A 24,580-nucleotide genomic window follows, 5' to 3' on the forward strand; every position below is an offset into this window, starting at 1 on the left:
TCTTTCTTCTTTATAATGTAAAATTTCTGTTTATTTTTGTAAATAAGTAACAAAAACATATCTGGAAAAGCATTTCCAGACAGCCCTGTAGAGGAATTATAGCATGAAAAATTAAGAAATTCAATTTGAAAGCACACAGTCATAAAATCCGGCTATGAAAAAAGCGATTTTACATTTCCATACAATTCCTGCATACACTTTACATACATTTAACAATCCACAGATTTTGGATTTAACAAACGTCTATTAATATAGCTATTGTCGAAAACGACAAAGAAAAAATCAGAATGAAAAAAGATGAGAATCTAAGGAGAGTATGATTATGAAGTTGAAAAAGTTTATTGCAATTTTATCGGTAGCAACAATGACAGCAGGACTTGCAGTTGGATGTGGAAGTTCCGACAGTGCTTCCTCAGATGACAAGAGCAGCAAGAGTGAAAGCGACTGGGATTCTTCTAATGATATTACAATTGTTTCCAGAGAAGATGGTTCAGGAACAAGAGGAGCATTCATCGAACTCTTTGGAATTGAAGAAAAGAAAGACGGCGAAAAAGTGGATATGACAACTGATGATGCACAGATTACAAACAGCACATCCGTTATGCTGACAACAGTAGCCGGTGATGATTACGCAATCGGATATGTATCACTTGGATCATTAAATGATACAGTAAAAGCATTAAAGATCGACGGAGAAGAAGCTACAGAGCAGAATATCAAAGATGGAAAATACAAGATCTGCAGACCATTCAACATCGCAACAAAGAAGGGCGCAGACAATGAAGTGGCAAAAGACTTTATCGCTTATATTATGAGCCAGGAAGGACAGCAGGTAATCTCAGATAACGGATACATCGGAGACGATTCGGCAAAACCTTATGAGGGAAGCAAACCATCTGGAAAAGCAGTTGTCGGAGGATCTTCATCAGTATCACCGGTTATGGAAAAACTGATCGAAGCATATAAGAAAGTAAATACCGGAGCAGAATTAGAACTTCAGACAACAGATTCTACAACAGGTATGACATCTGCAATCGATGGAAGTTATGATATCGGAATGGCTTCACGTGAATTACAGGATGACGAGAAGAAAGATCTGGACAGCCAGGTAATCGCAACAGACGGTATTGCAGTGATTGTAAATAAGAATAACACAACAGACGAGCTGAGCAGCGATCAGGTTAAGACAATTTACACAGGCGATGCCACAACATGGGATGAGGTAGTGAAATAATATGAAATCAAAAGCATGGACGGAAAAATTCATGCAGGGAGTATTTGCAGTTGCCGCCTGCGCTTCGGTGCTGGCGGTTGCGCTCATTTGTATTTTCTTATTTGCAAATGGAATTCCTGCGATGAGTAAAATAGGATTTGGAAAATTCTTAACAGGCGAATTATGGCGTCCGAAAAATGACATTTACGGAATCTTTCCAATGATCGTCGGAAGTTTATATGTAACAGCAGGAGCAATTATTATTGGTGTGCCGATCGGAATTCTTACAGCTGTATTCATGGCATTCTATTGCCCGAAGGTGATATATAAACCACTGAAAATGGCAACAGAACTTCTTGCGGGAATTCCTTCAGTTGTATATGGATTCTTCGGTCTGGTTGTTTTGGTTCCATGGATCAGGGAAATAGGAAGAAGTCTTCATAAAGGTGGAAATGGAAGCAGTATGCTCACAGCGTCAATCTTACTTGGAATGATGATCTTGCCAACTATTATTGGTCTGACAGAATCCGCACTCAGAGCAGTACCGACACAGTATTATGAAGGAGCAGTTGCACTTGGAGGAACACATGAAAGAGCTATCTTTACAGTTGTGCTTCCGGCAGCAAAATCTGGTGTGGTAGCAGCTATTGTGCTGGGAATCGGACGTGCGATCGGTGAGACGATGGCTGTCATTATGGTAGCAGGTAATCAGCCAAGAATGCCGGAAGGAATCTTCCGCGGAGTCAGAACACTGACTGCAAATATCGTTATTGAGATGGGATATGCTTCCGGACTTCACAGAGAAGCATTGATTGCAACGGGCGTAGTACTTTTTGTATTCATTCTGCTTCTGAACTTCTGCGTAGCACTTTTAAACAGGGGGAAGAATCATGAATAATGAAGTGACTTTTAAAGATAAATTAAAAGCATATACAAGAACGCCGGGATCTCTGATCATGATGTTACTTGTTATGTTATCGGCAGCTATTACATTTGCGGTATTAATCTTTTTGATCGTGTATGTAATTGTACATGGGGTACCGTATTTAAAACCTTCGATATTTTCATTTCACTATACATCGGAGAATGCTTCGTTAATGCCGGCTCTTATTAATACTATAATTATGACACTTCTGTCACTGCTGATTGCAGTTCCATTTGGGATCTTTTCAGCAATCTTCCTTGTGGAGTATGCAAAAAGGGGCAACAAATTTGTAGAAATCATCCGTTTAACGACAGAGACCCTGCAGGGAATTCCGTCAATTGTATACGGTCTGTTCGGTATGTTGTTTTTCGTAACGACCTGTGGATGGGGATTTTCAATTCTGGCAGGAGCTTTTACACTTGCAATTATGGTTCTGCCATTGATCATGCGAAGTACAGAAGAGGCATTAAAAGCTGTTCCAGATTCTTACAGAGAAGGAAGCTTTGGACTTGGAGCAGGAAAACTCCGTACCGTATTCCGAATTGTACTTCCATCAGCAGTACCTGGAATTCTGGCTGGTGTGATACTGGCAATCGGAAGAATCGTAGGAGAGACGGCAGCACTGATCTACACAGCAGGTACCGTTGCTAAAGTACCAAAAAATGTATTTGGTTCAGGAAGAACACTTGCCGTACATATGTATAATCTGTCAAGTGAGGGACTTTATATGAACCAGGCTTATGCGACAGCAGTTGTACTTCTGATACTGGTTGTAGTAATCAATACATTATCAGGTGTAATTGCTAAGAAAATTACGAAAAATTAACGTATACACGCACAGGAAGCTGGAAAGTATGCAGACATACTGAACAGGTGCAGGATATAGATCCATAGAGAAATGGGTAAAAAGAATCAGGAAGGAATCAACATGAGTAAAATAAGTATCAAGAATATGAATCTTCACTATGGAGATTTTCATGCTCTGAAAAATGTGAATCTTGAGATAGAAGCCAATAAGATCACAGCATTTATCGGACCGTCCGGATGTGGAAAATCTACATTATTAAAATCCATTAACCGTATGAATGATCTGGTAGAAGGCTGTAAGATTGATGGACAGCTTCTTCTCGACGGACAGGATATCTTCAGAGATATTGACGTCAATCTGTTAAGAAAAAGAGTTGGAATGGTATTCCAGAAACCGAATCCATTTCCAATGAGTATTTATGACAATATTGCATATGGACCGAGAACACATGGAATCCGTTCCAAAGCAAAGCTTGATGATATTGTGGAAAAATCACTGAGAAGTGCAGCAATCTGGGAAGAATGTAAAGACCGTCTGAAGACGAGTGCACTTGGAATGTCAGGTGGACAGCAGCAGAGACTTTGTATTGCCAGAGCACTTGCAGTTCAGCCGGAGGTTCTTCTGATGGATGAACCGACATCCGCACTGGATCCGATTTCTACATCCAAGATTGAAGACCTTGCGATGGAACTTAAAAAAGATTATACTATCGTTATGGTAACACATAATATGCAGCAGGCAGTACGTGTATCGGATAACACAGCATTTTTCCTGTTAGGAGAAGTGATAGAATATAATGAAACAGAAAAATTGTTCTCAATCCCATCAGATAAAAGAACAGAGGATTATATTACAGGGAGGTTTGGTTAAGAGATGCGTAATCGATTTGATCAGCAGCTGGTGTTACTCAATGAACAGCTTATCCATATGGGTGAGTTATGCGAAGTGGCAATCGGAAAAGCAACAACAGCTTTAAAAGAAGGAAGTATCAAACAGGCACACAAAGTAATAGAAGCCGACGAAGAGATCGATCAGGCAGAGACTGATATTGAAAGACTCTGTTTAAAACTGCTTCTTCAGCAGCAGCCGGTTGCAAGAGATTTAAGACAGATATCGGCAGCGCTTAAGATGATCACAGATATGGAGCGTATCGGAGATCAGGCATCTGATATAGCAGAGATCATTATTACAGAGGAAAGATCGGAAGCGCAGGATATTCCACTGATTATCAGGATGTCAGAGGCGGCAGGTAAGATGGTGCGGGACAGTGTAACTGCATATGTGGAAAAAGACCTGGAACTGTCACGGAAAGTCATGGAAGATGACGATATAGTGGATCAGCTATTTGAAGAAGTGAAGACGAATCTGATCAGATTCATAGCTGAGCACAAAGGAGAACAGGGCGTGGAAGCAATCGACCTGATCATGGTGGCCAAGTATCTGGAACGTATTGCAGACCATGCGACAAATATAGCAGAATGGGTGGAATTCTCCATCACGGGAATTCACAAATCTTCTGTAGTATAAAAGAAGGAGAATGAGGAATGATTTTTTGTGTAGAAGATGACGGTAATATACGGGAATTGGTGGTGTACACCCTGGAAAGTACAGGATTTCAGGCACGCGGATTCGAAGATGGAAGTTCATTCCTTGAAGCTCTGGCATTAGAAACGCCAGAGCTTGTTCTGCTTGATATCATGCTGCCAGGAGAAGATGGGATGGAGCTTTTGAAAAAATTAAAAGCCTCCAGTAAGACCAGGGATATCCCGGTCATTATGGTTACCGCAAAAGGGGCAGAATACGATAAGGTCAAAGGTCTGGATGCAGGTGCAGACGACTATGTAACAAAACCATTTGGAATGATGGAACTGATCTCGAGAATCAAGGCAGTATTAAGACGAAGCAAAGGAAAGAATCCGGCAGAGGGAGAATTGATTGAGATTGGAAAGATACAGATTGATCAGAAAAAACATGAAGTAAAAGTAGAAGGGGAAGTTGTAAATCTTACATTGAAGGAATACGAGCTGCTGAAACGACTCATGAAGAACTCAAATATCGTGTTGACAAGAGACCAGCTGTTAGAAGATATCTGGGGTTACGATTTTGATGGTGAGACCAGAACCGTCGATGTTCATGTAAGAACGCTGCGCCAGAAACTTGGAAGTGCGGGAGAACAGATCGAAACCGTCCGCGGTGTCGGATATCGTATGAGCCGTTAAATTTGCCAGAAAACTGGAGAATAGAAGGAGAAGGCTTCTGATTACAAATGTAAATTAGAAGCATACAAAGAATAGAACATGAAACAAAGTATGAGAAAAAAGATTCAGAGCAGTATGATCCTGGTCATAGCCCTGACACTTATCATAGCATATGCGATTACAACACTCGTGGTATACAGGCAGACAATCCACATTATGGAAAGTGAAGTAAGGCAGGAAGCGGATTATATTAATGTAGCAATCGATACTTCAGGAGAATCCTATCTGAAGACGATGGATAAGGTGCACGAAGACACCAGGATCACATTGATAGATCCAAATGGAGATGTCAAATATGATTCCAAAGAAGATGAGGTAACGCTTCAGAATCATAAGAACCGTCCGGAGGTAAAAGCAGCGCTGAAAAATGGAAGTGGTCAGGATATCAGGGAATCCAATACCTTGAATAAGGAAATGTTTTACTATGCGGTCAGGTTAAATAACGGAGATATCCTGCGAGTATCCAAAACGGTAGATACGGCATTCCGGACTGCTATGAAGGTGTTTCCAGTAATGGGAATAATCGCGGTGATTATGCTTGTATTTGCAGGAATTCTGGTAAAGTGGCAGGTAACAAGACTGATCAGACCAATCAACAGACTGGATCTTGATAATCCATTGGAGAACGATGTGTACGAAGAATTAACACCACTCTTAGAGAGTATTGATAAGCAGAATAAAGAAAAGGATGCAGTTGCTAATATGAGAAAAGAATTCTCGGCAAATGTATCGCATGAATTAAAAACTCCGCTTACGTCAATTTCAGGGTATGCGGAGATCATGAAAAACGGACTGGTAAAACCAGAAGATATGAGCAAATTCGCAGAGCGTATCTATAATGAGGCAAGCAGACTGATCACGCTTGTAGAAGATATCATCAAATTATCAAAACTTGATGAGGGTAATGTGCAGCTGGAAAAAGAAGAGGTTGATCTCTATCAGATGACAAGAGAAATACTAACCAGACTCTCGCCGCAGGCAGCCAAGAGAAAGGTGCATGTAGAGATGACAGGAGAATCGGTTACATATGCCGGTATCCGTCAGATTCTGGATGAGATGATCTATAATATCTGTGAAAATGCAATCAAGTATAACAAAGAAGGCGGAACATTATCTGTCTGGGTAGGCGATACCCTGCAGGGGAAGAAAGTCTCAGTTATGGATACCGGAATCGGAATTCCGGAAAATGAGACGGAGCGTATCTTTGAACGTTTTTACCGGGTAGACAAAAGCCACTCCAAAGAAACCGGAGGAACCGGTCTTGGACTTTCTATCGTAAAACACGGAGCCATGCTTCATAATGCCCAGATTCATGTAGATAGTAAACTGGGGGAAGGAACGAAAATAGAGCTTATTTTCTAAACAAATATAATAAAATCAATGAACAAAAGAAGGAAATCAAAACGCATGATGATACTGTAAAGCATCAGAAATCATTTGATTTTCCTTCTTTCTTTTTATAACGTTATGCGTTCGCGAGGAGTTTCCGGTGCCAGGTTCTATGTATACCTAAGTATGCAGGAGAAGCTTCCAGCGGGAGCTTCCCTGCAAGGTAGTTTTGGGAAAATATAGAAGTTTTTTAAGAAATCTTAAGAAATATTTGCGTATGTCTTTAAGAAATCAAGCCTACAATAACTCCATGAAAAAGACAAGGAGGCATAAGTTATGGACAAGATCAGTATTATCATCCCGTGCTTTAATGAAGAAGAAGCATTGCCGATTTATTATGATGAGATGAAAAAGATTATGGATTCTATGAAAAAACAGACGGGATTCGAGCTGATATTTGTAGATGACGGATCATCGGATAGAACATACGAGATTATGAAAGACCTGCATAAAAAAGACAGAAGATGTCAGTATCTTTCATTTTCAAGAAATTTTGGAAAGGAAGCCGCAATCTATGCAGGACTTCAGAACGCAGGTGGTAATTATGCCGCAATCATGGATGTGGATCTGCAGGACCCGCCGGCATTACTACCGGAAATGTACCGGATCTTAAAAGAAGAGCCGTATGACAGTGTGGCAACCAGAAGATCAACCAGAAAGGGAGAACCAAAGATCCGGTCATTCTTATCAAAAGAATTTTATAACGTGATCAATAAGATATCGAAGACAGAGATTGTAAGCGGTGCCAGAGATTACCGCCTGATGAACCGTAAGATGATAGATGCGGTGCTGGAAATGAGTGAATATAACCGCTTTTCCAAAGGGATCTTCGGATGGGTAGGATTCCGCACCAAATGGCTGGAATATGAGAATATTGAAAGATCTGCCGGAGAAACAAAATGGAATGTAAAGAAATTATTCATTTACTCTCTGGAGGGAATCACGGGATTTTCTGTAGTTCCGCTGTCGATTGCATCGTATATGGGAGTTTTGTTCTGCGGATTATCATTCCTGATGATTGTTGCGATCGTAGTCCGTACATTAATCTGGGGAGATCCGGTGGCCGGATGGCCGTCGATGGTTTGTATCTTGTTTGGCGTGGGTGGTGTACAGCTTCTGTGTACCGGAATTCTGGGACAGTATCTTGCCAAGACATACCTGGAAGTAAAGAACCGGCCTGTATATCTGTTAAAGGATTCCAGTAAAGAAGAACAAAGGATCATGATGGTGCCATTATCACAAAATCTGCGGAGGAAGAGTTATGGACAAGGCTAAGAGATACGTTCCTTACCTGTTGCTTACAGGCTTAACACTCTTTTTTTGCCGGATGTTTGTGGGAAGATATGGAATCTTTGGAGCAAAGGTAGACTGGCTCAGTCAGCATAGTGTGCTGCCGGATTATTTCCGGCAGCAATTTTATGCAACCGGAAAGTTGTTTCCCGAATTTGCAGCGAATCTGGGCGGCGGTCAGAATATTTACTATTTTGCTTATTACGGACTATATAGTCCGTTGATCCTGCCGTCATATCTGCTCCCGTTTGTGAAAATGTCGGATTATATCATGGCGGTCAGTGTAACAGGCCTGATTGCTTCGGTACTGCTTTTTTATTACTGGCTGAAAAGCAGAAAGACGGATACAGGCACTGCTTTTATCCTGTCACTGATGTTCCTGCTGGCAGGACCGATGATCGGTCAGTACAGCGGACAGATCATGTTTGTGGATTATATGCCGTTCTTATGTCTGGCACTCATAGGTGTGGACCGGTATTTTGAACAAGAAAAAAGTGCTCTTTTTACGGTCAGTGTATTTCTGATGATCATGACCAGTTTTTATTTCAGTATTGGCGGAATGCTGGCGCTCGTTCTTTATGGACTGCATCGTTATTTTGAACAAAGAGAAGAATGCAGGGTTACGGTCAGCGCTTTTTTGAGGGATGGATTGTGCTTCGTGCGCTCAATGTTTCTGGCAGTACTTATGAGCTGTTTCTTCCTGGTGCCGACGGCACTTGCATTAACGGGTGGGAGAAGTAAAGGACAGAACACATCGCTTGCTGCCTTTTTTATTCCGCAGATCGCAGTAGAACGATTTGCTTACAGTATCTATGGAATCGGACTTACGACACTGGTGATCACAGTTCTGCTCACGGGATTGTTGTACCGGAAAGTATATGAAAAGGTACTCACGTATGGATGTGTGATCGTACTTGTGATCCCGGTATTTGCTTACTTATTAAATGGGGGACTATATATCAGGGATAAAGTCTTTATTCCGTTTCTGCCATTGCTTTGTTATCTGATTGGCATTTATCTGGAAAAGTGCAGGAAAAGCGAACTGTCTTTTATTGCAGGAATGATTCCATATATCATCACAACGGTATTCGTTTATATAGCAAGGAATCAGTTTGCTTCGAAAGGCACAGGGGAAAGTATATGGAAAGCCCTGCTTGCAGAAAGTATTCTGTTTCTGATCTGTTATGTACTGTATTGTGCGATGAAGAGACACCGCAAAGAGACGAAAGAGATTCTGATGCTGGCACTGCCGTCGGTGATATGTCTGGCAGTTACGATGAACACTTTTTATCAGATGAAGCCAGACAGGTACGTCAGCCGCAAACTCTACCGGGATATTGCGGGAGAACATAACAGATATGCGGTAAAAGAAGCATTAAAAAATGATGATGGATATTACCGCACAGAACAGGTGGGCAATGACGATGAAAATGCAGCAGATTTAAACCGGATCTGGGATGTGGATCAGAATATTACTTCCATCTATTCATCGGCATACAATCCGGACTATCAGACATTCCGTCAGAAGACATTCGGACTGGAAGAACCGTTCCGCAATGGGATGATGCAGTCTGTCTCGAAAAATCCGGTATTCCGCCGGATGATGGGAGTGCGGTATATCGTATCAGATTCGGATGTGCCGGGATATACTCTGGTTAAGAAATGTGGCACAACCGGTATATATCAGAATAAAGATGCAGCACCGGTCATGTACGCAACAGATTGTGTGATGACGGAAGAGGAATATAAGAAACTTGCATTTCCATATAATCAGACGGCACTTCTGGAATATGCGGTTGTTGAAGAACATACGGAATCTTCAGATCAGAACATAATGACAGCCTATGCGCCGGTTAGTCTGAAAATGGTCAATAATAGAACTACAGGTGGAGCGGAGCAGAAAAATAGAAATGAAATAGAAGGCGTAACGTGGATGCAAGAAACAAAAGATGGTTGGAAGATTCAGGCAAAGAAGATGAAAAAAACAAGATTTTCCATCCGACAGGTGCGGCAGGAAACGGCACAACAACAAGAGGGGCAGAAACAGATTCTTTTCCTGAGCTTCCGGGTGGACAACGCACATCCGAATAAAGACGTGGCAGTCTGGGTCAACGGAATTCGGAACAAACTAAGTGCAACAGATCATGTATATTATAACGAAAATAAAACATTTACCTATGCAGTGCCGTTAAAGGATGGAGAGGATACCATTTCTGTGACATTTGGCAAAGGAAAATATCAATTAAGCCATGTACAGGCATATCTCGGCAGTCTGCCGGAACGGTCAGAATTATTGTATCAGTCAGAAATCCAGGTGGACAAAAAACAGACAGAAGATAACGTGATCCAGGGGACTATTCATGTAAAGAAAGACGGATGGTTTATTACGTCCATCCCTTATGATAAACATTTTAAAATGTTTATTGATGGAAAAGAAACAAAGATACAAAAAGTGAATACGGCATTTCTAGGGTGTAAGATCGAAAGTGGTAACCATGAAGTGAAGATCATCTATCATGCTCCGGGGACAATAACAGGAAAAATCCTGTCTTTGATCGGAATGGCAGGATTTTTGTCACTGCTTGTCAGAGAAAAAAGAAAGAACAGAAGGAAGTTTATTCCACGGTAATAATTAAGAAACGCTGGTGAATAAGTTGCGTATAAAGGAGGCTTATACTATACTGGAAGTAGAAAAGATTCCCAAAGGTGAGGATTTGTAGAGAGGGGGGATCTCGTGAAACGGAACACCAGACAGCTTTATTTGATGATTTTTGTATTTGCGATAATCATAGCGGCCTATTCCTGCCGGCTGTTGGCCTGGTTTAATATAGGTGGGAATTATCCCAGCTATGTTCGTGCTGCATTGTATTTATTATTGTTTGTCTTGTGGGGGTATTCTCTGGATCAGAGAATCATTCAGAAACCGGTGTTGCACTGTCTTCGACTGATGGATGTCCTGATGCTTATCTGGCTGACTCTGCGTACTTTGAAATATGAGGTGGTTACAGATATGACCGTGGCACGTTATCTGTGGTATCTTTATTATCTGCCGATTATTTTTATTCCACTGTTGGGTGTATATATTGCGATTTTTTTGGGAAAGTCAGAGAATTATCAACTTTCGAAAAAAAGCTGGCTATTATCTTTGATTCCGGCGGCACTGTTTTTGGCTGTTATTACAAACGATCTTCATCAGCAGGTATTTGTATTTGAAAGTGGAATACCGGGAGTGCCGGATAACAAGGTGTTCTTCCATCGTCCGGTCTACTTTGTGATTCTTGTATGGGTAGTTGGCTGTGTGTGTTTCTCTATTGTTCAGCTTTTGAAAAAAACCAGACTTCCAAGTATTGGAAAAAGGAGAATGATGCCTTTTGTCCTAAGCTGCGTGATTCTTTTGTATGGAGTGCTTTATCTTTTGGGATTTCAGGTTGTCCGTGACGTTTTTGGAGATATGAATGTAATGTTTTGTCTCTTTTATGCGGCGATATACGAAAGCTGTATCCACTGTCGAATGATACAGTCTAACACAGGGTATGTTGAATTGTATGAGGCAACAACTCTGGCATCCTGTATCGCAGATCAAAATGGTCATATTCTGCTTCATTCCCGCACAGCCGGAGAGAATATGGTATGTCCACAGGAGGGTGAAAGTATCGTCTGTCCGGATGGAATGCGCATTTCAGCGGCACCGGTTAAAGATGGTTTTGTTATCTGGGGAGATAACGTGCAGCATTTGACGGAACTCCGTGCCCGGCTTGATGAGAATAAGAGAAAAAAAGAGAATAATAAAAAGAAATTAAAGGATGCCTATTTAGTACAGAAGCAGCTGTATGAACTGACTGAAAAGAACCATATTTATGATGAACTGGAAGAAAAACACAAGAAGCAGACCGAACGGATAAAGGAGCTTCTTGAACAGTGCAGGAATGCGAAGCCTCCGAAAATGCGGGAGCACATGAAAGAGATCCTGCTGCTCGGTACTTATATCAAGCGAAGCGCAAATCTGTATTTTCTGTCTCAGGAATACGAAAAGCTTCCGCAGCAGGAACTTAGGCTTACGATCGATGAACTGGTGCGCGCGATGAATTCCTGCGAAGTTGAATGTGGTGTGGTCTATTTAACCACAAAACCGATAGCATCCAAAGAGGTTGAGCGCCTGTTTGAACTATTGAAAACAATAACGGAAATGACAATAAGAGAGCTGCATTCACTATTTATTTCTGTATCTGATCAGGAAATGAATCTGTCTGTGGAATGTATGACTGATTTGTCCGAAATTGCCTCTGCGGAGGTGATGGTATGCAGGGAGGATGGATTATGGCTGATTCGTACATTGATAGGAGGAGAGGCAAATGCGTAGATTGAGGCGTTTCGGGTTTAATCGTATCAAAGAAGGATTTGATCAGCTTCCAACGGCAGTCTGCTTTTTTGACAGCGGAGGGGGGATTGTGCTTTGTAACAGGCAGATGTATCGTCTGAGTCATTATTTATTTGAAAGCGATATGCAATACCTTGGTGAAGTTGAGATGGCACTTGCTTTTCCACCGGAAGGTATTCTGCGGCTTTCGAATATGGAAAGTACGTATCGTTTCCCGGATAACACCATATGGCAGTTTGAAAAAACAGAAGTAACGGATCGGTACGGGGAGAATTACATCCAGCTTACAGCCGCAGATGTTACGGAATTATGCCATGCGCTGGAGCAGCTTTTTATAGATAACAAGAAGCTTGCAGAAGATGAAGAAAATTTGCGCAGGCTTTCTGAAAATGTAGAGAAAATAGCCAGGGAGAAAGAACTTTTTGCTGCAAAATCCGAAATGCATGATAATCTCGCGGCCAGTATTATAGTGATGAAACAGTTTCTTTCCGGAGAGTTTGACGGAATCGATGCGGAGACTGTTCTGCAGGAATGGGAGAAAACCATTGCTTTCAGGGAGACAGAGCATTTACCGGCAAAGAAGAAACTGTTTGACAGTGCAAGAAGCAGTGGGGTGCGTGTGCGAATAAAAGGAAAGGAACCACAGGGGAAAGCGGCAGAGTTAATGTATGCAGCTATGCAGGTATGCCTGAATAATGCAGTTCAATATGCTCATGCAACAGAGTTGGAAGTAAATGTTTTTGAAAATGAAACCAGCTATACTGTGATGATATACAATAATGGCAGGTCTCCTGAGAAAGCAATCAGGGAAGGCGGAGGACTTACCAATCTACGTTACCGGATTGAAACGGCAGGAGGAATGATGCTCGTGCAGAGTTTTCCGGAGTTTGCTTTGGTAATAGAGATTCCCGGACTTGAAAGAAGGGAGAGAGAGGAATGAGTGTGAAACAAATATTAATTGTTGAGGATCAGATGCTTGCCCGCCAGTATTTATGCTCCTGCATAGAAAAAAGCACAGAATGTGAAGTGGCAGGTACTTTGACGCGCGCAGATGCAGCACTACGGCAATGCGGTGAGGGACATATTGATCTGGTGGTAATGGATATTTGTACGGAAAATGATTCGGACGGACTGAATGCGGCCGAATCAATTAAAAAATATTATCCACGGATCAAGATCGTAATGGTGACTTCTATGTTAGAGGGACGTTTTCTGGACAGGGCAAGGAAAATAGGAGCGGACAGTTTCTGGTATAAGGATTCCCCTTCCGGAGATCTCATCGGTGTGATTGAAGGGACACTTGCAGGTGGAAGTTTCTGGCCAGATAAGGTACCGACGGTACAGCTTGGAAATGCACTTTCATGTGATCTTTCTGATCAGGAAATGGAAACCTTGCGTCTGCTATGTGAAGGAAAGACAAATGCTGAGATTGCGGTAAAGCTTCATGTGGCAGAATCATCGGTGCGGACCTATATCCACCGGATGTTAGAGAAAACAGGATACACAAACCGCAATCGTCTGATGGTTGCAGCGGTAAGTAAACGCCTGGTCGTGCCGGGAAGCCAGCTTGATGTATAGGCTGAAAATAGAATACAACTGTAATGTAAAAATTGCTCTGTTTTTTGGAAAAACAGAGCAATTTTTTGGCAAAATGCATATTTGTCCACACTTTTGAGGACAGACAGCACTAGGTTTCTCTGTTACACTGAAGAAAAAATACAACAGGCATATCGGATATATCACGAAAAGAAAGGAGGAATGCTCTGATGCGGAAAATAGTGGTTGATATGCAGAATTTTTTATTTGCTGATTCTGTAGCGACTGCCTTCAGAAATTCGGATTACGAGATCGATGTAGTGCGTACAGAGTCGCCAACGGACACAGTTAAAATGTGTAAGATCTACAAACCGTTTGCTCTTATCATGGAGGTGACGAGTTCTACTCCGTGGAAGTTTTATGAGAGAATGAAGATCCGGGATGAAGTGAAGATGGCGTGTCCGGAATGCAAGATCGCATTTATCGTGGATTCTAATACGGAAAAACAGGCAGCAAAAGACATTCGGGATGCAAAGAAAAACGGTCTCATTGATCAGTTTTTTTATGAATCCATGACTGCCGAATACCTGATGGATCAGATTTATGCAATGTAAGGAAAAAATTATTTCAAAAGGAAAGGGGAAAATATTATGGGACTTATTAAAGCAGGTATGGGTGCTCTTGGAGGTACTTTTGCAGATCAGTGGAAAGAATTTTTCTATTGTGAATCTATGCCGAAGGAGGTACTTGTTGCAAAAGGGCAAAAACGTGTCACCGGACGTTCATCGAATACGAAGGGAAACGACAATATCATTTCGAATGGATCAGGTATTGCCGTAGCGGATGGACAGTGTATGATCATTGTGGAGCAGGGGAAAGTCGTAGAAGTTTGTGCAGAACCGGGTGAATTTACTTATGATACTTCATCCGAACCGTCCATTTTTTCAGGCAGTCTCGGTGAGAGTATTAAGGAAACATTCAAAACGGCAGGAAAACGTTTTACATACGGAGGAGATACCGGAAAGGATCAGAGAATCTATTATTTTAACACCAAGGAGATTTTGGAAAACCGTTTTGGAACGCCAAATCCGGTTCCATTCCGTGTTGTTGATTCCAAGATCGGACTTGATATTGATGTATCAATCCGCTGCTCAGGTGTATATTCTTACAAGATTGCCGATCCTCTGTTATTCTACTCTAACGTTTGTGGAAATGTGGAGCAGGAATACTCCCGTGAGGAACTGGATGCTACACTTAAGACGGAGTTTATTTCTGCTTTGCAGCCGGCATTTGGACATTTGTCAGAACTGGAACTTCGTCCGAACCAGATTGTGACACATAATACAGATCTTGAAAATGCGATGAATACGGCACTTTCAGAAAAATGGGGTGCACTTCGCGGACTGAAGGTTGTAAGTATTGCGCTTGGATCCGTGACACTTCCGGATGAAGATGCAGAACTGATCAAACAGGCACAGCGTACGGCGATCATGCGTGATCCTACAATGGCAGCGGCAACGCTGGTTGGAGCACAGGCTGATGCAATGAAGACCGCAGCCGGCAATCAGGCAGGTGCGATGACCGGATTCATGGGTATGGGCATGGCGATGAATCAGGGCGGCGGTATGAACGCACAGAATTTATTTGCAATGGGTCAGCAACAGGAAGCACAACAGGCCGCACCGCAACCGGTAACTCAGGCAGACGGATGGAAGTGTAGCTGCGGAAACTTTAGCACCGGTAAGTTCTGTACAGAATGCGGATCACCAAAACCGGTAGAGAAAGAAGGATGGATCTGCTCTTGCGGTTCAATGAATAAAGGTAAATTCTGTCAGAACTGTGGATCTAAGAAACCGGAAGGGGCACCGCTTTACCGCTGTGATAAGTGTGGATGGGAACCGGAAGACCCGATGCACCCACCGAAATTCTGTCCGGAATGTGGAGACATTTTTGATGAAAATGACAGACAGTAATATAAGAGAGGAGGGAATGCTGTGTATAGACTTCCATCTGAAGAAAAGGCACATAAAGAAGAGATAGGTGCCCTGATCTTAAGCATTATCATTATTATTGCAGGAATCGGTGGGATGATATATACGAAGAGGCTAAGCTGGGAGTATAAGAATTCAACCGATGTCCGAACGATGGATGCACTCGTTTACAGTTGTAAACAAACAGATGAAAAAGATGATGATGGGGAGCGAAAAGAAAAATATAAGGTAAGGTTTACTTATGAAATCGATGGAACGACCTATGATGATTTTAAAACTTGCTATAAAAAAATGAAGAAAGGGGATACTGTGCCGATTACGGTTTACCGGAACTCAAAAGGACAATATAAATTGGAACCGGGGCCGACTCCGGTTTACTTCCTTGCATTCGCTGCAATGATTCCACTGGGTCTCATTGGTTGTATCGTACTAAGTAAAGATATTATCAAGTATCACCGGGAAGAAAAAGAGTAATACAAAAAAAGGCGAAAAGAATGGAAGGAAGGAGGGAAGGATATGAGCCTGTCAGATGCGATATTTTTTGCGGCATTAGTTACGATAGTCTGTGCAATTGGTATTGCTGAAAAAATCATAGATGTGGATATGGATCAGTTTTTGCCGGAGAATTTGAAAAAAGCAAAGATAAAAAGAATTTTTGCAGAGCGAAATACACCTTTGCAGGGAACAAATGTACAAAAGGAAATCCAAAAAGCTTTTGAGAGCGTGCTGCTTCCTTTGGGAAAAGCAGACAAAAATCTGCTTCCAAAAAGAATGGATATGACTTTTCGAAGGAAAATGGATCATCAGATCAATCTTCTCAGGAAGAGAAAGCTCTGCCGGGATATCCGTCTGACGGATGTGATGCCGTTGCCGAAAAATAATTTCAAAAGATGGAATGATGATGGCAGGGAATGGCGGGAATCTATTTTGCAGTGCAGTTCATTGGAGCGGCTTGTTTCTCCAAAGAGCGGCAAAGTAGTACATCAGATCTATCGGAAAGGCAGCTATCTGCGTATCCTTCAGTCAAGGCATATCCGCCATTCTGACCGCCAGGGTAAGAATAAAGAATTTTATTCGGATAAGCTGATGATTACCTGTCCGTCTTGCGGTGCAGAAGTGGAGCTGAGCGGTCAACAGATCATCTGCCCATATTGCGGTGGTGTGATGCAGAGTGAATTCTATGACTGGCAGACGGAAGTGTTTGAGATTTATAAAGAGATGGGTGCAAACATGCGATATACATTGCTTTTGTTTGCCGGATCGATCATCATGTTCATTTGTCTTACCTTTAGTCTTTGGCTCATCGATGATATCGATATTTCGCTTACCATAGGTGTGGTGCTTACCTTGCTTGTGCTTATAGGAATTCTGTCCTTTATTTCCCGCGACAGGGCAAAGCAGGAAAAGATGCGGGAAGGGATTGTAAGATATTCTGAAAACTATCTGCGATCCTGTATCAGTGAAGTCCTTTATAAAGAAAAGAAGGAGGATCTGCTGGACTACGGAGTGGATGCGATCGTGCTGAAGAAAGTGGTCAACACCGAGCAGACAACGGAAATAACAGTGCAGGTATTTGGAAAAGAAACTTACCTTCCTGAAAAAAAGAAACCTTATACGAAAAAAGTAAAGAATACCCTGGTTCTTCAAAGAGCAAGATATCCGGAAAGAAGAAAGACAGATGGAGCTTTTTTTATAGAAAAGGATTGTCCATCCTGCGGAGCGAATTTTATACCGGATGAGAATAACTGCTGTTCCTTCTGCGGTTATAGCCTGCAGATCGACAATGCAAAATGGAGAATAAAATAAAATCTCGGCAATCCGTTATTCGATGAAAGGAGAATGAATTATGGCAGGATTACAGGAATATAAATGTCCTTGCTGTGGAGGTGCGATAGCCTTTGACAGTACGATTCAAAAGATGAAGTGTCCATACTGCGACACGGAGTTCGAAATGGATGTACTGAAAGGATATGATGCCGAACTGCAGGATGAAGAAGCAGACAATATGGATTGGGAGACCACAGCAGGGGGTGAATGGGAAGAAGGAGAAACAGATGGTTTGCGCACATATGTGTGTAAATCCTGCGGAGGGGAGATTGTAGGCGATGCGAATACGGCGGCAACATCCTGTCCTTTCTGCGATAATCCGATTGTTATGATGGGACAGTTTTCCGGCACCCTGAAACCGGATCTGGTCATTCCGTTCAAGTTGAATAAAAAAGCAGCGAAAGAAGGGCTGGTAAAACATCTGACAGGAAAACGTCTTCTGCCGAAGATTTTCAAGGATCAGAATCATATCGATGAGATCAAAGGTGTCTATGTACCATTCTGGCTTTTTGATACCGATGTAGACGCAAAGGTTCGCTATAAGGCAACCAAGGTGCGTACCTGGAGTGACAGTAATTATAATTACACCAAGACCAGTTACTTTATGGTACACAGAGGTGGAAGCATTGGGTTTGAAGAGGTTCCGGTAGACGGTTCTACTAAAATGGCAGATGGTCTGATGGAATCAATCGAACCATTCAACTGTGCGGAGGCAGTGGATTTTCAGACTGCTTATCTTGCCGGTTATCTTGCAGATAAATATGATGTGACAGCAGAAGAGAGTATAGATCGTGCGAATGAACGTGTAAAGAAATCAACGGAACAGGCATTTGCTGAAACAGTCATTGGTTACGAAACAGTAACGGCTGAAAATACCAGCGTACAGTTTCACGGCGGAAAAGCCAGATATGCCCTATATCCGGTATGGTTGCTGAATACCACATGGAATGGGAACAGATATACATTTGCAATGAACGGACAGACCGGAAAATTTGTCGGAGATCTGCCGGTAGATAAATCAGCAGCAACCCGTTGGACGCTTATACTGGCGGCTGTGTTTACTGCAGTAACTTACGGTGCTGCAACACTTCTTCATTTATTCGGACTGTTTTAGGGGGTGACGAAAATGAAAAAGAAAATGATATCACTTTTACTTATTCTGGCCCTGTGTCTGGGTATGACAATTTCAGTTTCAGCCGATGATACAGGCGGATTTGCAAATGAATATTGCCGTGTGCAGGATCAGGCAGAACTTATGACATATAGTGAGGAAGCGGAATTAAATGATATGCTTGATGAACTAAGTGTTCGTCAGAAAATGGAAGTTGTTGTGGTGACAACGAATACGCTGGATGGAAAAACAGCAGAAGAATATGCAGACGATACATATGATTATGGAAACTTTGGATATGGGGCAGATAAGGACGGAGTCCTGCTTCTCGTCAGTGTAGGAGAAGAGAACATTTGCTGTATTTCAACCTGTGGTTACGGGATTACAGCTTTTACCGATGACGGCATCGAATATATTTTGAAAGAGATGAAGGGCGATTTGCACGATGAAAAGTACTTCGCAGCATTTCAGACATTTGTCAATCTGTGCGATAAATTCATTACACAGGCAAGAAGCGGGGAAACTTTTGGAGGAAAAAGCCTTCCAAGAGAACCATTATCGCCGATCTGGATCCTGATTTCCTTTGGAGTCGGAGTTATTCTGTCGCTTATTATCGTAGGTAGGATGAAAGCGCAGCTGAAAACGGTGCGTTTTCAGACGACGGCAGGCAGTTACGTAAAAGATGGTAGTCTGGATATTACAGAAAGCAGAGATATGTTCCTGTATGAAACAATTTCAAAAACGGCGAAAGAAAAGAAGAGTTCTTCTGGTGGCAGCAGTACACATACTTCTTCTTCAGGAAGAACCCATGGCGGCGGCAGTAGTAAATTCTAGGAAAAAGAAAGCAAAGCACATATTGCATTGTTTGCAAAGGATATGGTTATAAAATAAAGAATCTTAACAAGATCTTAGCGAAAGAAAAATAGATAGGATCAGAATTTTGTGATAATATAATGAATATATTGAATAGTCAGAAAACTGTAGAAAAATTAACGCAGAAAGGCATGGATAGTTATTGAAATTATATTGGACAAAATTAATGGAGAAATTAAAAGAGTCATTGGAAGCGGTGGTGCCGATCATTGTGATCGTATTGATTTTAAGCTTTACGATCGCACCGGTGCCGCCGGGCATTCTGATGGCTTTTATTATTGGAGCAATTCTTCTGATAGTAGGAATGATGTTCTTTACACTGGGGGCAGAGATGTCGATGACGCCGATGGGAGAGCGGATCGGAACCCGGATCGCACAGTCGAAAAGGCTGCCGGTGATCATCGGGTTGTGTTTTATACTTGGATTTATCATCACAATATCGGAACCGGATCTGCAAGTGCTGGCCGGACAGGTACCTTCGGTATCAAATATGACACTGATCCTGGCGGTTGCCGTGGGAGTCGGAATTTTTCTGGTGGCCGCTGTATTGCGTATGTTATTTTCAAAACCGCTGTCCTATATGCTGCTGATCTTTTATCCGGTGGTGTTCATCCTGACTTTTTTTGTATCGAAGGATTTTCTGGCGATTGCATTTGATTCGGGTGGTGTGACAACCGGACCGATGACGGTGCCGTTCATCATGGCACTGGGAATCGGATTCTCTGCGGTGCGTAGTGATAAATATGCGGAGACGGACAGCTTTGGTCTGGTATCGTTGTGCTCGATCGGTCCGGTGCTTGCGGTATTGCTTCTTGGTATTATCTATCATCCACAGGGCGGCAGTTATTCCGAGACTGTGATACCGGATGCAGAGACATCTGTAGCATTATGGAAATTATTCGAGTCCGGAATCCCACATTATATGAAAGAAATCGGTGGTTCACTGCTTCCGATCATTCTGTTCTTTGCATTCTTTCAGGTAGTGTCCCTGAAACTGAAAAAGAAGACGCTGATTAAGATTTTAGTCGGTATCCTGTATACATACATTGGACTGGTATTATTCCTGACAGGGGTAAATGTAGGATTTATGCCGGTAGGTAATTATCTGGGACAGGTGATCGCAGGGCTTCCTTACCGCTGGGTGATCATCCCGATCGGTATGCTGATCGGTTACTTTATCGTAAAGGCAGAGCCGGCGGTATATGTGCTGATGGAGCAGGTGGAAGAACTGACATCCGGAGCGATACCGGGAAAAGCTATGGGACTCAGTCTGTCACTTGGCGTTGCATTTTCCCTTGGACTTGCGATGATACGTGTGCTGACAGGTATTTCAATCCTGTGGTTTCTGGTGCCGGGATATGCACTGGCACTGATCCTGACATTATTCGTGCCGAAGATATTTACGGCGATCGCATTTGACTCAGGTGGTGTTGCATCCGGACCGATGACAGCAACTTTCTTACTTCCGTTTGCACAGGGAGCTTGTGAAGCAGTTGGCGGAAATGTAGTGACCGATGCATTCGGAGTCGTGGCAATGGTAGCAATGACACCGCTTATCACGATACAGATCCTGGGTGTGGTGTATCAGTATCAGGAGCATAAGAAAGACAAAGAAGAGATGCTCGCAGAGCCGGTCAAAGTACTGCCGTTGGAGGCATATGGGGATGCGGATATCATAGAGTTGTAAGGGAGAATTCATGAGCAAGGTATATATGATGGTGACCATCACAAACAGAAATAAACGAAAAGACTTCCGGACATTTTTTAAAGAGTACGGACTTCCAGTATTCCTGGAAACGACCGGAAGAGGGACGGCACAGAGTGAAGTACTGGATTATTTCGGTCTGGAAGAATCAGAAAAGTTATTATTTCTTGCAATCGTTACAGGAGAGACGTGGAAAAAGCTGCGCCGGGGACTGATCACGAAGATGCTGATCGATGTACCGGGGACGGGGGTATCGTTCATCGTGCCGCTTAGCAGCGTGGGCGGAAGAAAGCCACTGCAGTTTCTTGTAAATGAACAGGAATTTGAAAAAGAGGAGGAGACAGCGATGAAAGATACAGATTATGAACTTCTGGTAGCAATCGCGAATCAGGGATATATCGATACAGTCATGGATGCGGCAAGAGCAGCAAAAGCCGGCGGAGGGACTGTGATCCACGCCAAAGGAACCGGAATGGAGCTTGCAAAGAAATATCTAGGGGTGTCATTGGTGGAAGAAAAAGAAGTCATCCTGATCGTAACGAAGAGCAGAGAGAAGAACCAGATCATGAAAGCAATCATGGAGCAGGCCGGTCTCGACAGCAAAGAACGTACGATAGTGTTCTCGCTGCCGGTGACCAGTGTTGCGGGGATACGAATGCTGGAGGAAGATATTCAGGATGATTTGTTATAGGTTGCCTGAAAATTTTATGGAATTCAGTATTTTATACAAATCTTTTTTTAATACATCATTTTCAATATCTTGCACTGCATTGAAACATCGGACGCCTACTCCGATAATATAATCACCATTTTGAATATATGCCTGTTCAAAAGCAATCGTTTTTTGTTCCTTTTTGAATCCGAGGGCATGTAAAAGATATGATACAGGATTCTGGGATGGAGAGATGAATTCTTCAACCGGATCATATGGCCAGTACACTGTAACTTCATTGCAGGTATGCCCATCTACTGTAAATGTGTCGTTTAAGGTTATCTTTTTAATCACAGAATCCTTGGAAACATTTAACAGGTAGTCCATATCAATGTCGCAATCGTCAGTGATTGCTACACCTTGCTTTTTATAAGAGATAATCTCAAGAGTAAATACTTCTTCATCTAAGTCATCAGAGGATAAAATAATTGTGTATGAAGCTTCGTTTTTATCTGTACAATTATCTGTATCGATATGGTATCCATCTGGAACGGTATAGGTCAGAAGCTGATTGATATTTTCACCGGTGTAATTTACCGGCGTTTCCTGTGAGGTTTTGTCAGTTTTGGAACTGCCACAAGAGGCTGAGACTATCGTGATAAGTGAAATTATAATGAAACTTGTAAAAAGATATTTGCCTTTCATAGTAACCACCGCTTTCTTTTGAAACATTCTTTTTGTGGAACGAGAGAAAATGATAAGTTATATAAGGGGGTTGTTGATAATTTATTATATCATATAACCGTTAAACAAGCATCATATTTTGCGAAAGAAAAAAGAAACGACGAACGCCACAAACCTTTCGGCCTGTGGCGTTCGTTGTCGTTATAGTTATCTAAAGGAATGAGAGTAAAGTGTTGCACCGGATTCCCGGTGTGCTACTTTATGAGGGGGGAGATAGTTGAATTTGTCTCTCTCAACTATCTGAGTTTATTATAAAAAACAAATATGTCTAAAGTATGTTAAATTCCTTAAAGAAATTGGAAAAATCTTAAGAAGAACTTAAGAGGATATAAATAATCTGAAAACGCTACAGGACTAGATGAAACTATAAAGAAAGGAGGGCGATGCAATGGTTACATATTCTGACATGATTCAGTTTTGTATATTCATTGTTGCCCTTGTAAGTCTTTGTTATGAGATTTTCAAGGGAAAACGAAGATAGCCGCCAACTACTGCGAATAGTTGACGACTATATAAATAGTTAACAATTATACCCGGGTAGCCGCTTGCGGTTTCCCTCTTGTGTCTTAAATATAGCATATCTGATAAATAGATTCAAGCAGATCAGAAAATTATTATTTTTTACTGAAATGAAAACCTGAAAAAGCAGTTGACTTTTTCGCTAAAATCGAATATTATATATAAAATCTCTTTGCACTGAATATATCCAATACGGATAAGGGATAACAGTACAAACTGATCAGGCTACATTCATTTTTTACAAGAATAATATCGGAAAAATGATGTGCATGCCGGGCCGGTCGATTATCGGCAGCAGATGAGACGATATATCATACATCTGTGGGACAGTAAGTAGAAAGTTCCACAGGTGTATTTTTTTGCAAAAAAGCAGTCTTGCAAATAGAATACTGAGGAACAGTAGTCTCACCTCAGGTGCCATAGGAGACATGACATTATTAAAAATGGAGGTTATCTTATGACAAGTCAAAAACAACAATTAAATGAACAGAAAATGATTAATCATTTATCAACCGTGGGAATTCTTGGAAATGTTATTCTGACAGCGTTCAAACTACTGGCAGGAATTATCGGGCATTCGGGAGCCATGATATCCGATGCGGTTCATTCATTATCGGATGTGTTTGCCACATTCATTGCATTTCTCGGGGTAAAATTATCTAAGAAATCGGCGGATAACGAACATCCATACGGTCACGACAGACTGGAATGTGTAGCATCGATGGTGCTTGCAGTCATTCTTCTTGCAACGGGTATTGGTATTGGAATGAGTGGTGTGAAGACGATCATAGCCGGTGATTACAGTCACTTGAAAGCGCCGGGAGTGATCGCACTGGCGGCAGCTATCGTGTCAATCCTTACAAAAGAAGCTATGTTCTGGTATACCAGACATTATGCGAAGATTCTGGATTCCGCTGCATTTATGGCAGATGCATGGCATCACAGATCGGATGCATTTTCTTCTGTAGGTTCTCTGATCGGTATCGGGGGAGCCATGCTGGGATTTCCGGTACTTGATCCACTGGCAAGTGTGATCATCTGTATCTTCATATTAAAAGTTGCATTTGATATTTTCAAAGATGCGCTGGATAAGATGCTGGATACATCCTGCAGTGAAGAATACGAAGAAAAGATTGCAGATTACATCCGGAAGACGAAAGGGGTTGTGCGTCTGGATCTTTTAAGAACAAGAATGTTTGGTAATAAAGTATATATTGATGCGGAGATTGCGGTAGATGGTACGCTTTCTTTGAAAGATGCACATGCAATCGCAGAGACGGTACATGATAATGTAGAAAAGGAATTTGCTAATACAAAGCACATCATGATCCATGTGAATCCGGCTTAAAATGAGGAAAAAA

The 24,580-nt window shown here is 42.0% G+C and carries 23 protein-coding genes and 1 riboswitch; of the genes, 22 read left to right on the forward strand and 1 reads right to left on the reverse strand.

Translation table 11 applies throughout. The features are described from left to right. The first annotated feature begins 322 nt into the window (after positions 1-322). The 20 genes from ACWJAF_RS05300 (at position 323) to ACWJAF_RS05395 (ending at position 21,995) form a co-directional block, all read left to right on the forward strand. The gene (locus ACWJAF_RS05300) at positions 323-1,234 is read left to right on the forward strand and encodes a substrate-binding domain-containing protein (RefSeq protein WP_448862669.1); all 912 of its coding nucleotides are present in this window, start codon (positions 323-325) and stop codon (positions 1,232-1,234) included. 1 nt (position 1,235) lies between these two features. After that, positions 1,236-2,111, forward strand: coding sequence for a phosphate ABC transporter permease subunit PstC (pstC, locus tag ACWJAF_RS05305; protein WP_448862671.1), 876 nt, complete (start codon positions 1,236-1,238; stop codon positions 2,109-2,111). Beyond that, a complete protein-coding gene (gene pstA / locus ACWJAF_RS05310) occupies positions 2,104-2,964 on the forward strand; it encodes a phosphate ABC transporter permease PstA (RefSeq protein ID WP_448862673.1) in 861 nt (286 codons plus the stop codon). The genes pstC and pstA overlap by 8 nt, the downstream gene beginning before the upstream one ends. A 102-nt stretch (positions 2,965-3,066) precedes the next feature. Next, on the forward strand, positions 3,067-3,816 hold the full coding sequence (pstB, locus tag ACWJAF_RS05315) for a phosphate ABC transporter ATP-binding protein PstB (RefSeq protein WP_448862675.1): 750 nt from the start codon (positions 3,067-3,069) through the stop codon (positions 3,814-3,816). 3 nt (positions 3,817-3,819) lie between these two features. Further along, positions 3,820-4,473: a phosphate signaling complex protein PhoU gene (gene phoU, locus ACWJAF_RS05320; protein ID WP_448862676.1), complete on the forward strand. Its 654-nt coding sequence runs from the start codon at positions 3,820-3,822 to the stop codon at positions 4,471-4,473. 17 nt (positions 4,474-4,490) lie between these two features. Beyond that, entirely contained in the window at positions 4,491-5,165 is a 675-nt protein-coding gene (locus ACWJAF_RS05325) for a response regulator (protein WP_448862678.1), read from the forward strand. Between the two features lie 90 nt (positions 5,166-5,255). After that, positions 5,256-6,566 carry an ATP-binding protein gene (locus tag ACWJAF_RS05330; RefSeq protein WP_448862680.1) on the forward strand — a complete coding sequence of 437 codons (1,311 nt, stop codon included), beginning with the start codon at positions 5,256-5,258 and terminating at the stop codon, positions 6,564-6,566. 303 nt (positions 6,567-6,869) lie between these two features. Continuing rightward, complete coding sequence (locus ACWJAF_RS05335; RefSeq protein ID WP_448862682.1) at positions 6,870-7,868, forward strand: glycosyltransferase family 2 protein; 999 nt, start codon at positions 6,870-6,872, stop codon at positions 7,866-7,868. Further along, entirely contained in the window at positions 7,855-10,512 is a 2,658-nt protein-coding gene (locus ACWJAF_RS05340) for a YfhO family protein (protein ID WP_448862683.1), read from the forward strand. Before ACWJAF_RS05335 ends, ACWJAF_RS05340 begins: the two co-directional genes overlap by 14 nt. Positions 10,513-10,617: 105 nt before the next feature. After that, positions 10,618-12,243 (forward strand): histidine kinase N-terminal 7TM domain-containing protein, encoded by a 1,626-nt coding sequence (locus tag ACWJAF_RS05345; RefSeq protein ID WP_448862685.1) that lies wholly within the window; start codon positions 10,618-10,620, stop codon positions 12,241-12,243. After that, on the forward strand, positions 12,236-13,201 hold the full coding sequence (locus ACWJAF_RS05350; RefSeq protein WP_448862687.1) for a sensor histidine kinase: 966 nt from the start codon (positions 12,236-12,238) through the stop codon (positions 13,199-13,201). The genes ACWJAF_RS05345 and ACWJAF_RS05350 overlap by 8 nt, the downstream gene beginning before the upstream one ends. Beyond that, complete coding sequence (locus tag ACWJAF_RS05355; protein WP_296032012.1) at positions 13,198-13,839, forward strand: response regulator transcription factor; 642 nt, start codon at positions 13,198-13,200, stop codon at positions 13,837-13,839. Before ACWJAF_RS05350 ends, ACWJAF_RS05355 begins: the two co-directional genes overlap by 4 nt. A gap of 188 nt (positions 13,840-14,027) precedes the next feature. Further along, positions 14,028-14,411, forward strand: a complete 384-nt coding sequence (locus ACWJAF_RS05360) for a hypothetical protein (RefSeq protein WP_296032011.1) — start codon at positions 14,028-14,030, stop codon at positions 14,409-14,411. A gap of 36 nt (positions 14,412-14,447) precedes the next feature. Next, on the forward strand, positions 14,448-15,770 hold the full coding sequence (locus ACWJAF_RS05365; RefSeq protein ID WP_296032010.1) for an SPFH domain-containing protein: 1,323 nt from the start codon (positions 14,448-14,450) through the stop codon (positions 15,768-15,770). A gap of 21 nt (positions 15,771-15,791) precedes the next feature. Continuing rightward, entirely contained in the window at positions 15,792-16,262 is a 471-nt protein-coding gene (locus ACWJAF_RS05370) for a hypothetical protein (protein WP_448862689.1), read from the forward strand. 42 nt (positions 16,263-16,304) lie between these two features. Continuing rightward, positions 16,305-17,594: a zinc ribbon domain-containing protein gene (locus ACWJAF_RS05375; RefSeq protein WP_448862691.1), complete on the forward strand. Its 1,290-nt coding sequence runs from the start codon at positions 16,305-16,307 to the stop codon at positions 17,592-17,594. A gap of 40 nt (positions 17,595-17,634) precedes the next feature. Further along, entirely contained in the window at positions 17,635-18,729 is a 1,095-nt protein-coding gene (locus ACWJAF_RS05380) for a hypothetical protein (protein WP_448862693.1), read from the forward strand. Between the two features lie 12 nt (positions 18,730-18,741). Then, positions 18,742-19,560, forward strand: a complete 819-nt coding sequence (locus ACWJAF_RS05385) for a TPM domain-containing protein (RefSeq protein WP_448862695.1) — start codon at positions 18,742-18,744, stop codon at positions 19,558-19,560. A gap of 205 nt (positions 19,561-19,765) precedes the next feature. Further along, on the forward strand, positions 19,766-21,286 hold the full coding sequence (locus ACWJAF_RS05390; protein ID WP_296032003.1) for a DUF1538 domain-containing protein: 1,521 nt from the start codon (positions 19,766-19,768) through the stop codon (positions 21,284-21,286). A gap of 10 nt (positions 21,287-21,296) precedes the next feature. Beyond that, positions 21,297-21,995, forward strand: coding sequence for a P-II family nitrogen regulator (locus ACWJAF_RS05395; protein ID WP_296032001.1), 699 nt, complete (start codon positions 21,297-21,299; stop codon positions 21,993-21,995). Here the strand turns inward: ACWJAF_RS05395 and ACWJAF_RS05400 are convergent. Then, entirely contained in the window at positions 21,990-22,661 is a 672-nt protein-coding gene (locus ACWJAF_RS05400; RefSeq protein WP_448862697.1) for a hypothetical protein, read from the reverse strand. The two genes, ACWJAF_RS05395 and ACWJAF_RS05400, sit on opposite strands and share 6 nt — an antisense overlap. Before the next feature lie 427 nt (positions 22,662-23,088). Between ACWJAF_RS05400 and ACWJAF_RS05405 the strand changes: the two genes are divergently transcribed. Both ACWJAF_RS05405 and ACWJAF_RS05410 read left to right on the forward strand, forming a co-directional pair. Next, positions 23,089-23,181 carry a putative holin-like toxin gene (locus ACWJAF_RS05405; protein WP_319017348.1) on the forward strand — a complete coding sequence of 31 codons (93 nt, stop codon included), beginning with the start codon at positions 23,089-23,091 and terminating at the stop codon, positions 23,179-23,181. 244 nt (positions 23,182-23,425) lie between these two features. Continuing rightward, positions 23,426-23,551: riboswitch (NiCo riboswitch) on the forward strand. Positions 23,552-23,676: 125 nt separating this feature from the next. Continuing rightward, positions 23,677-24,567 carry a cation diffusion facilitator family transporter gene (locus ACWJAF_RS05410; RefSeq protein WP_448862699.1) on the forward strand — a complete coding sequence of 297 codons (891 nt, stop codon included), beginning with the start codon at positions 23,677-23,679 and terminating at the stop codon, positions 24,565-24,567. Positions 24,568-24,580 lie beyond the last annotated feature (13 nt).

The organism is Dorea sp., from assembly GCF_977044405.1.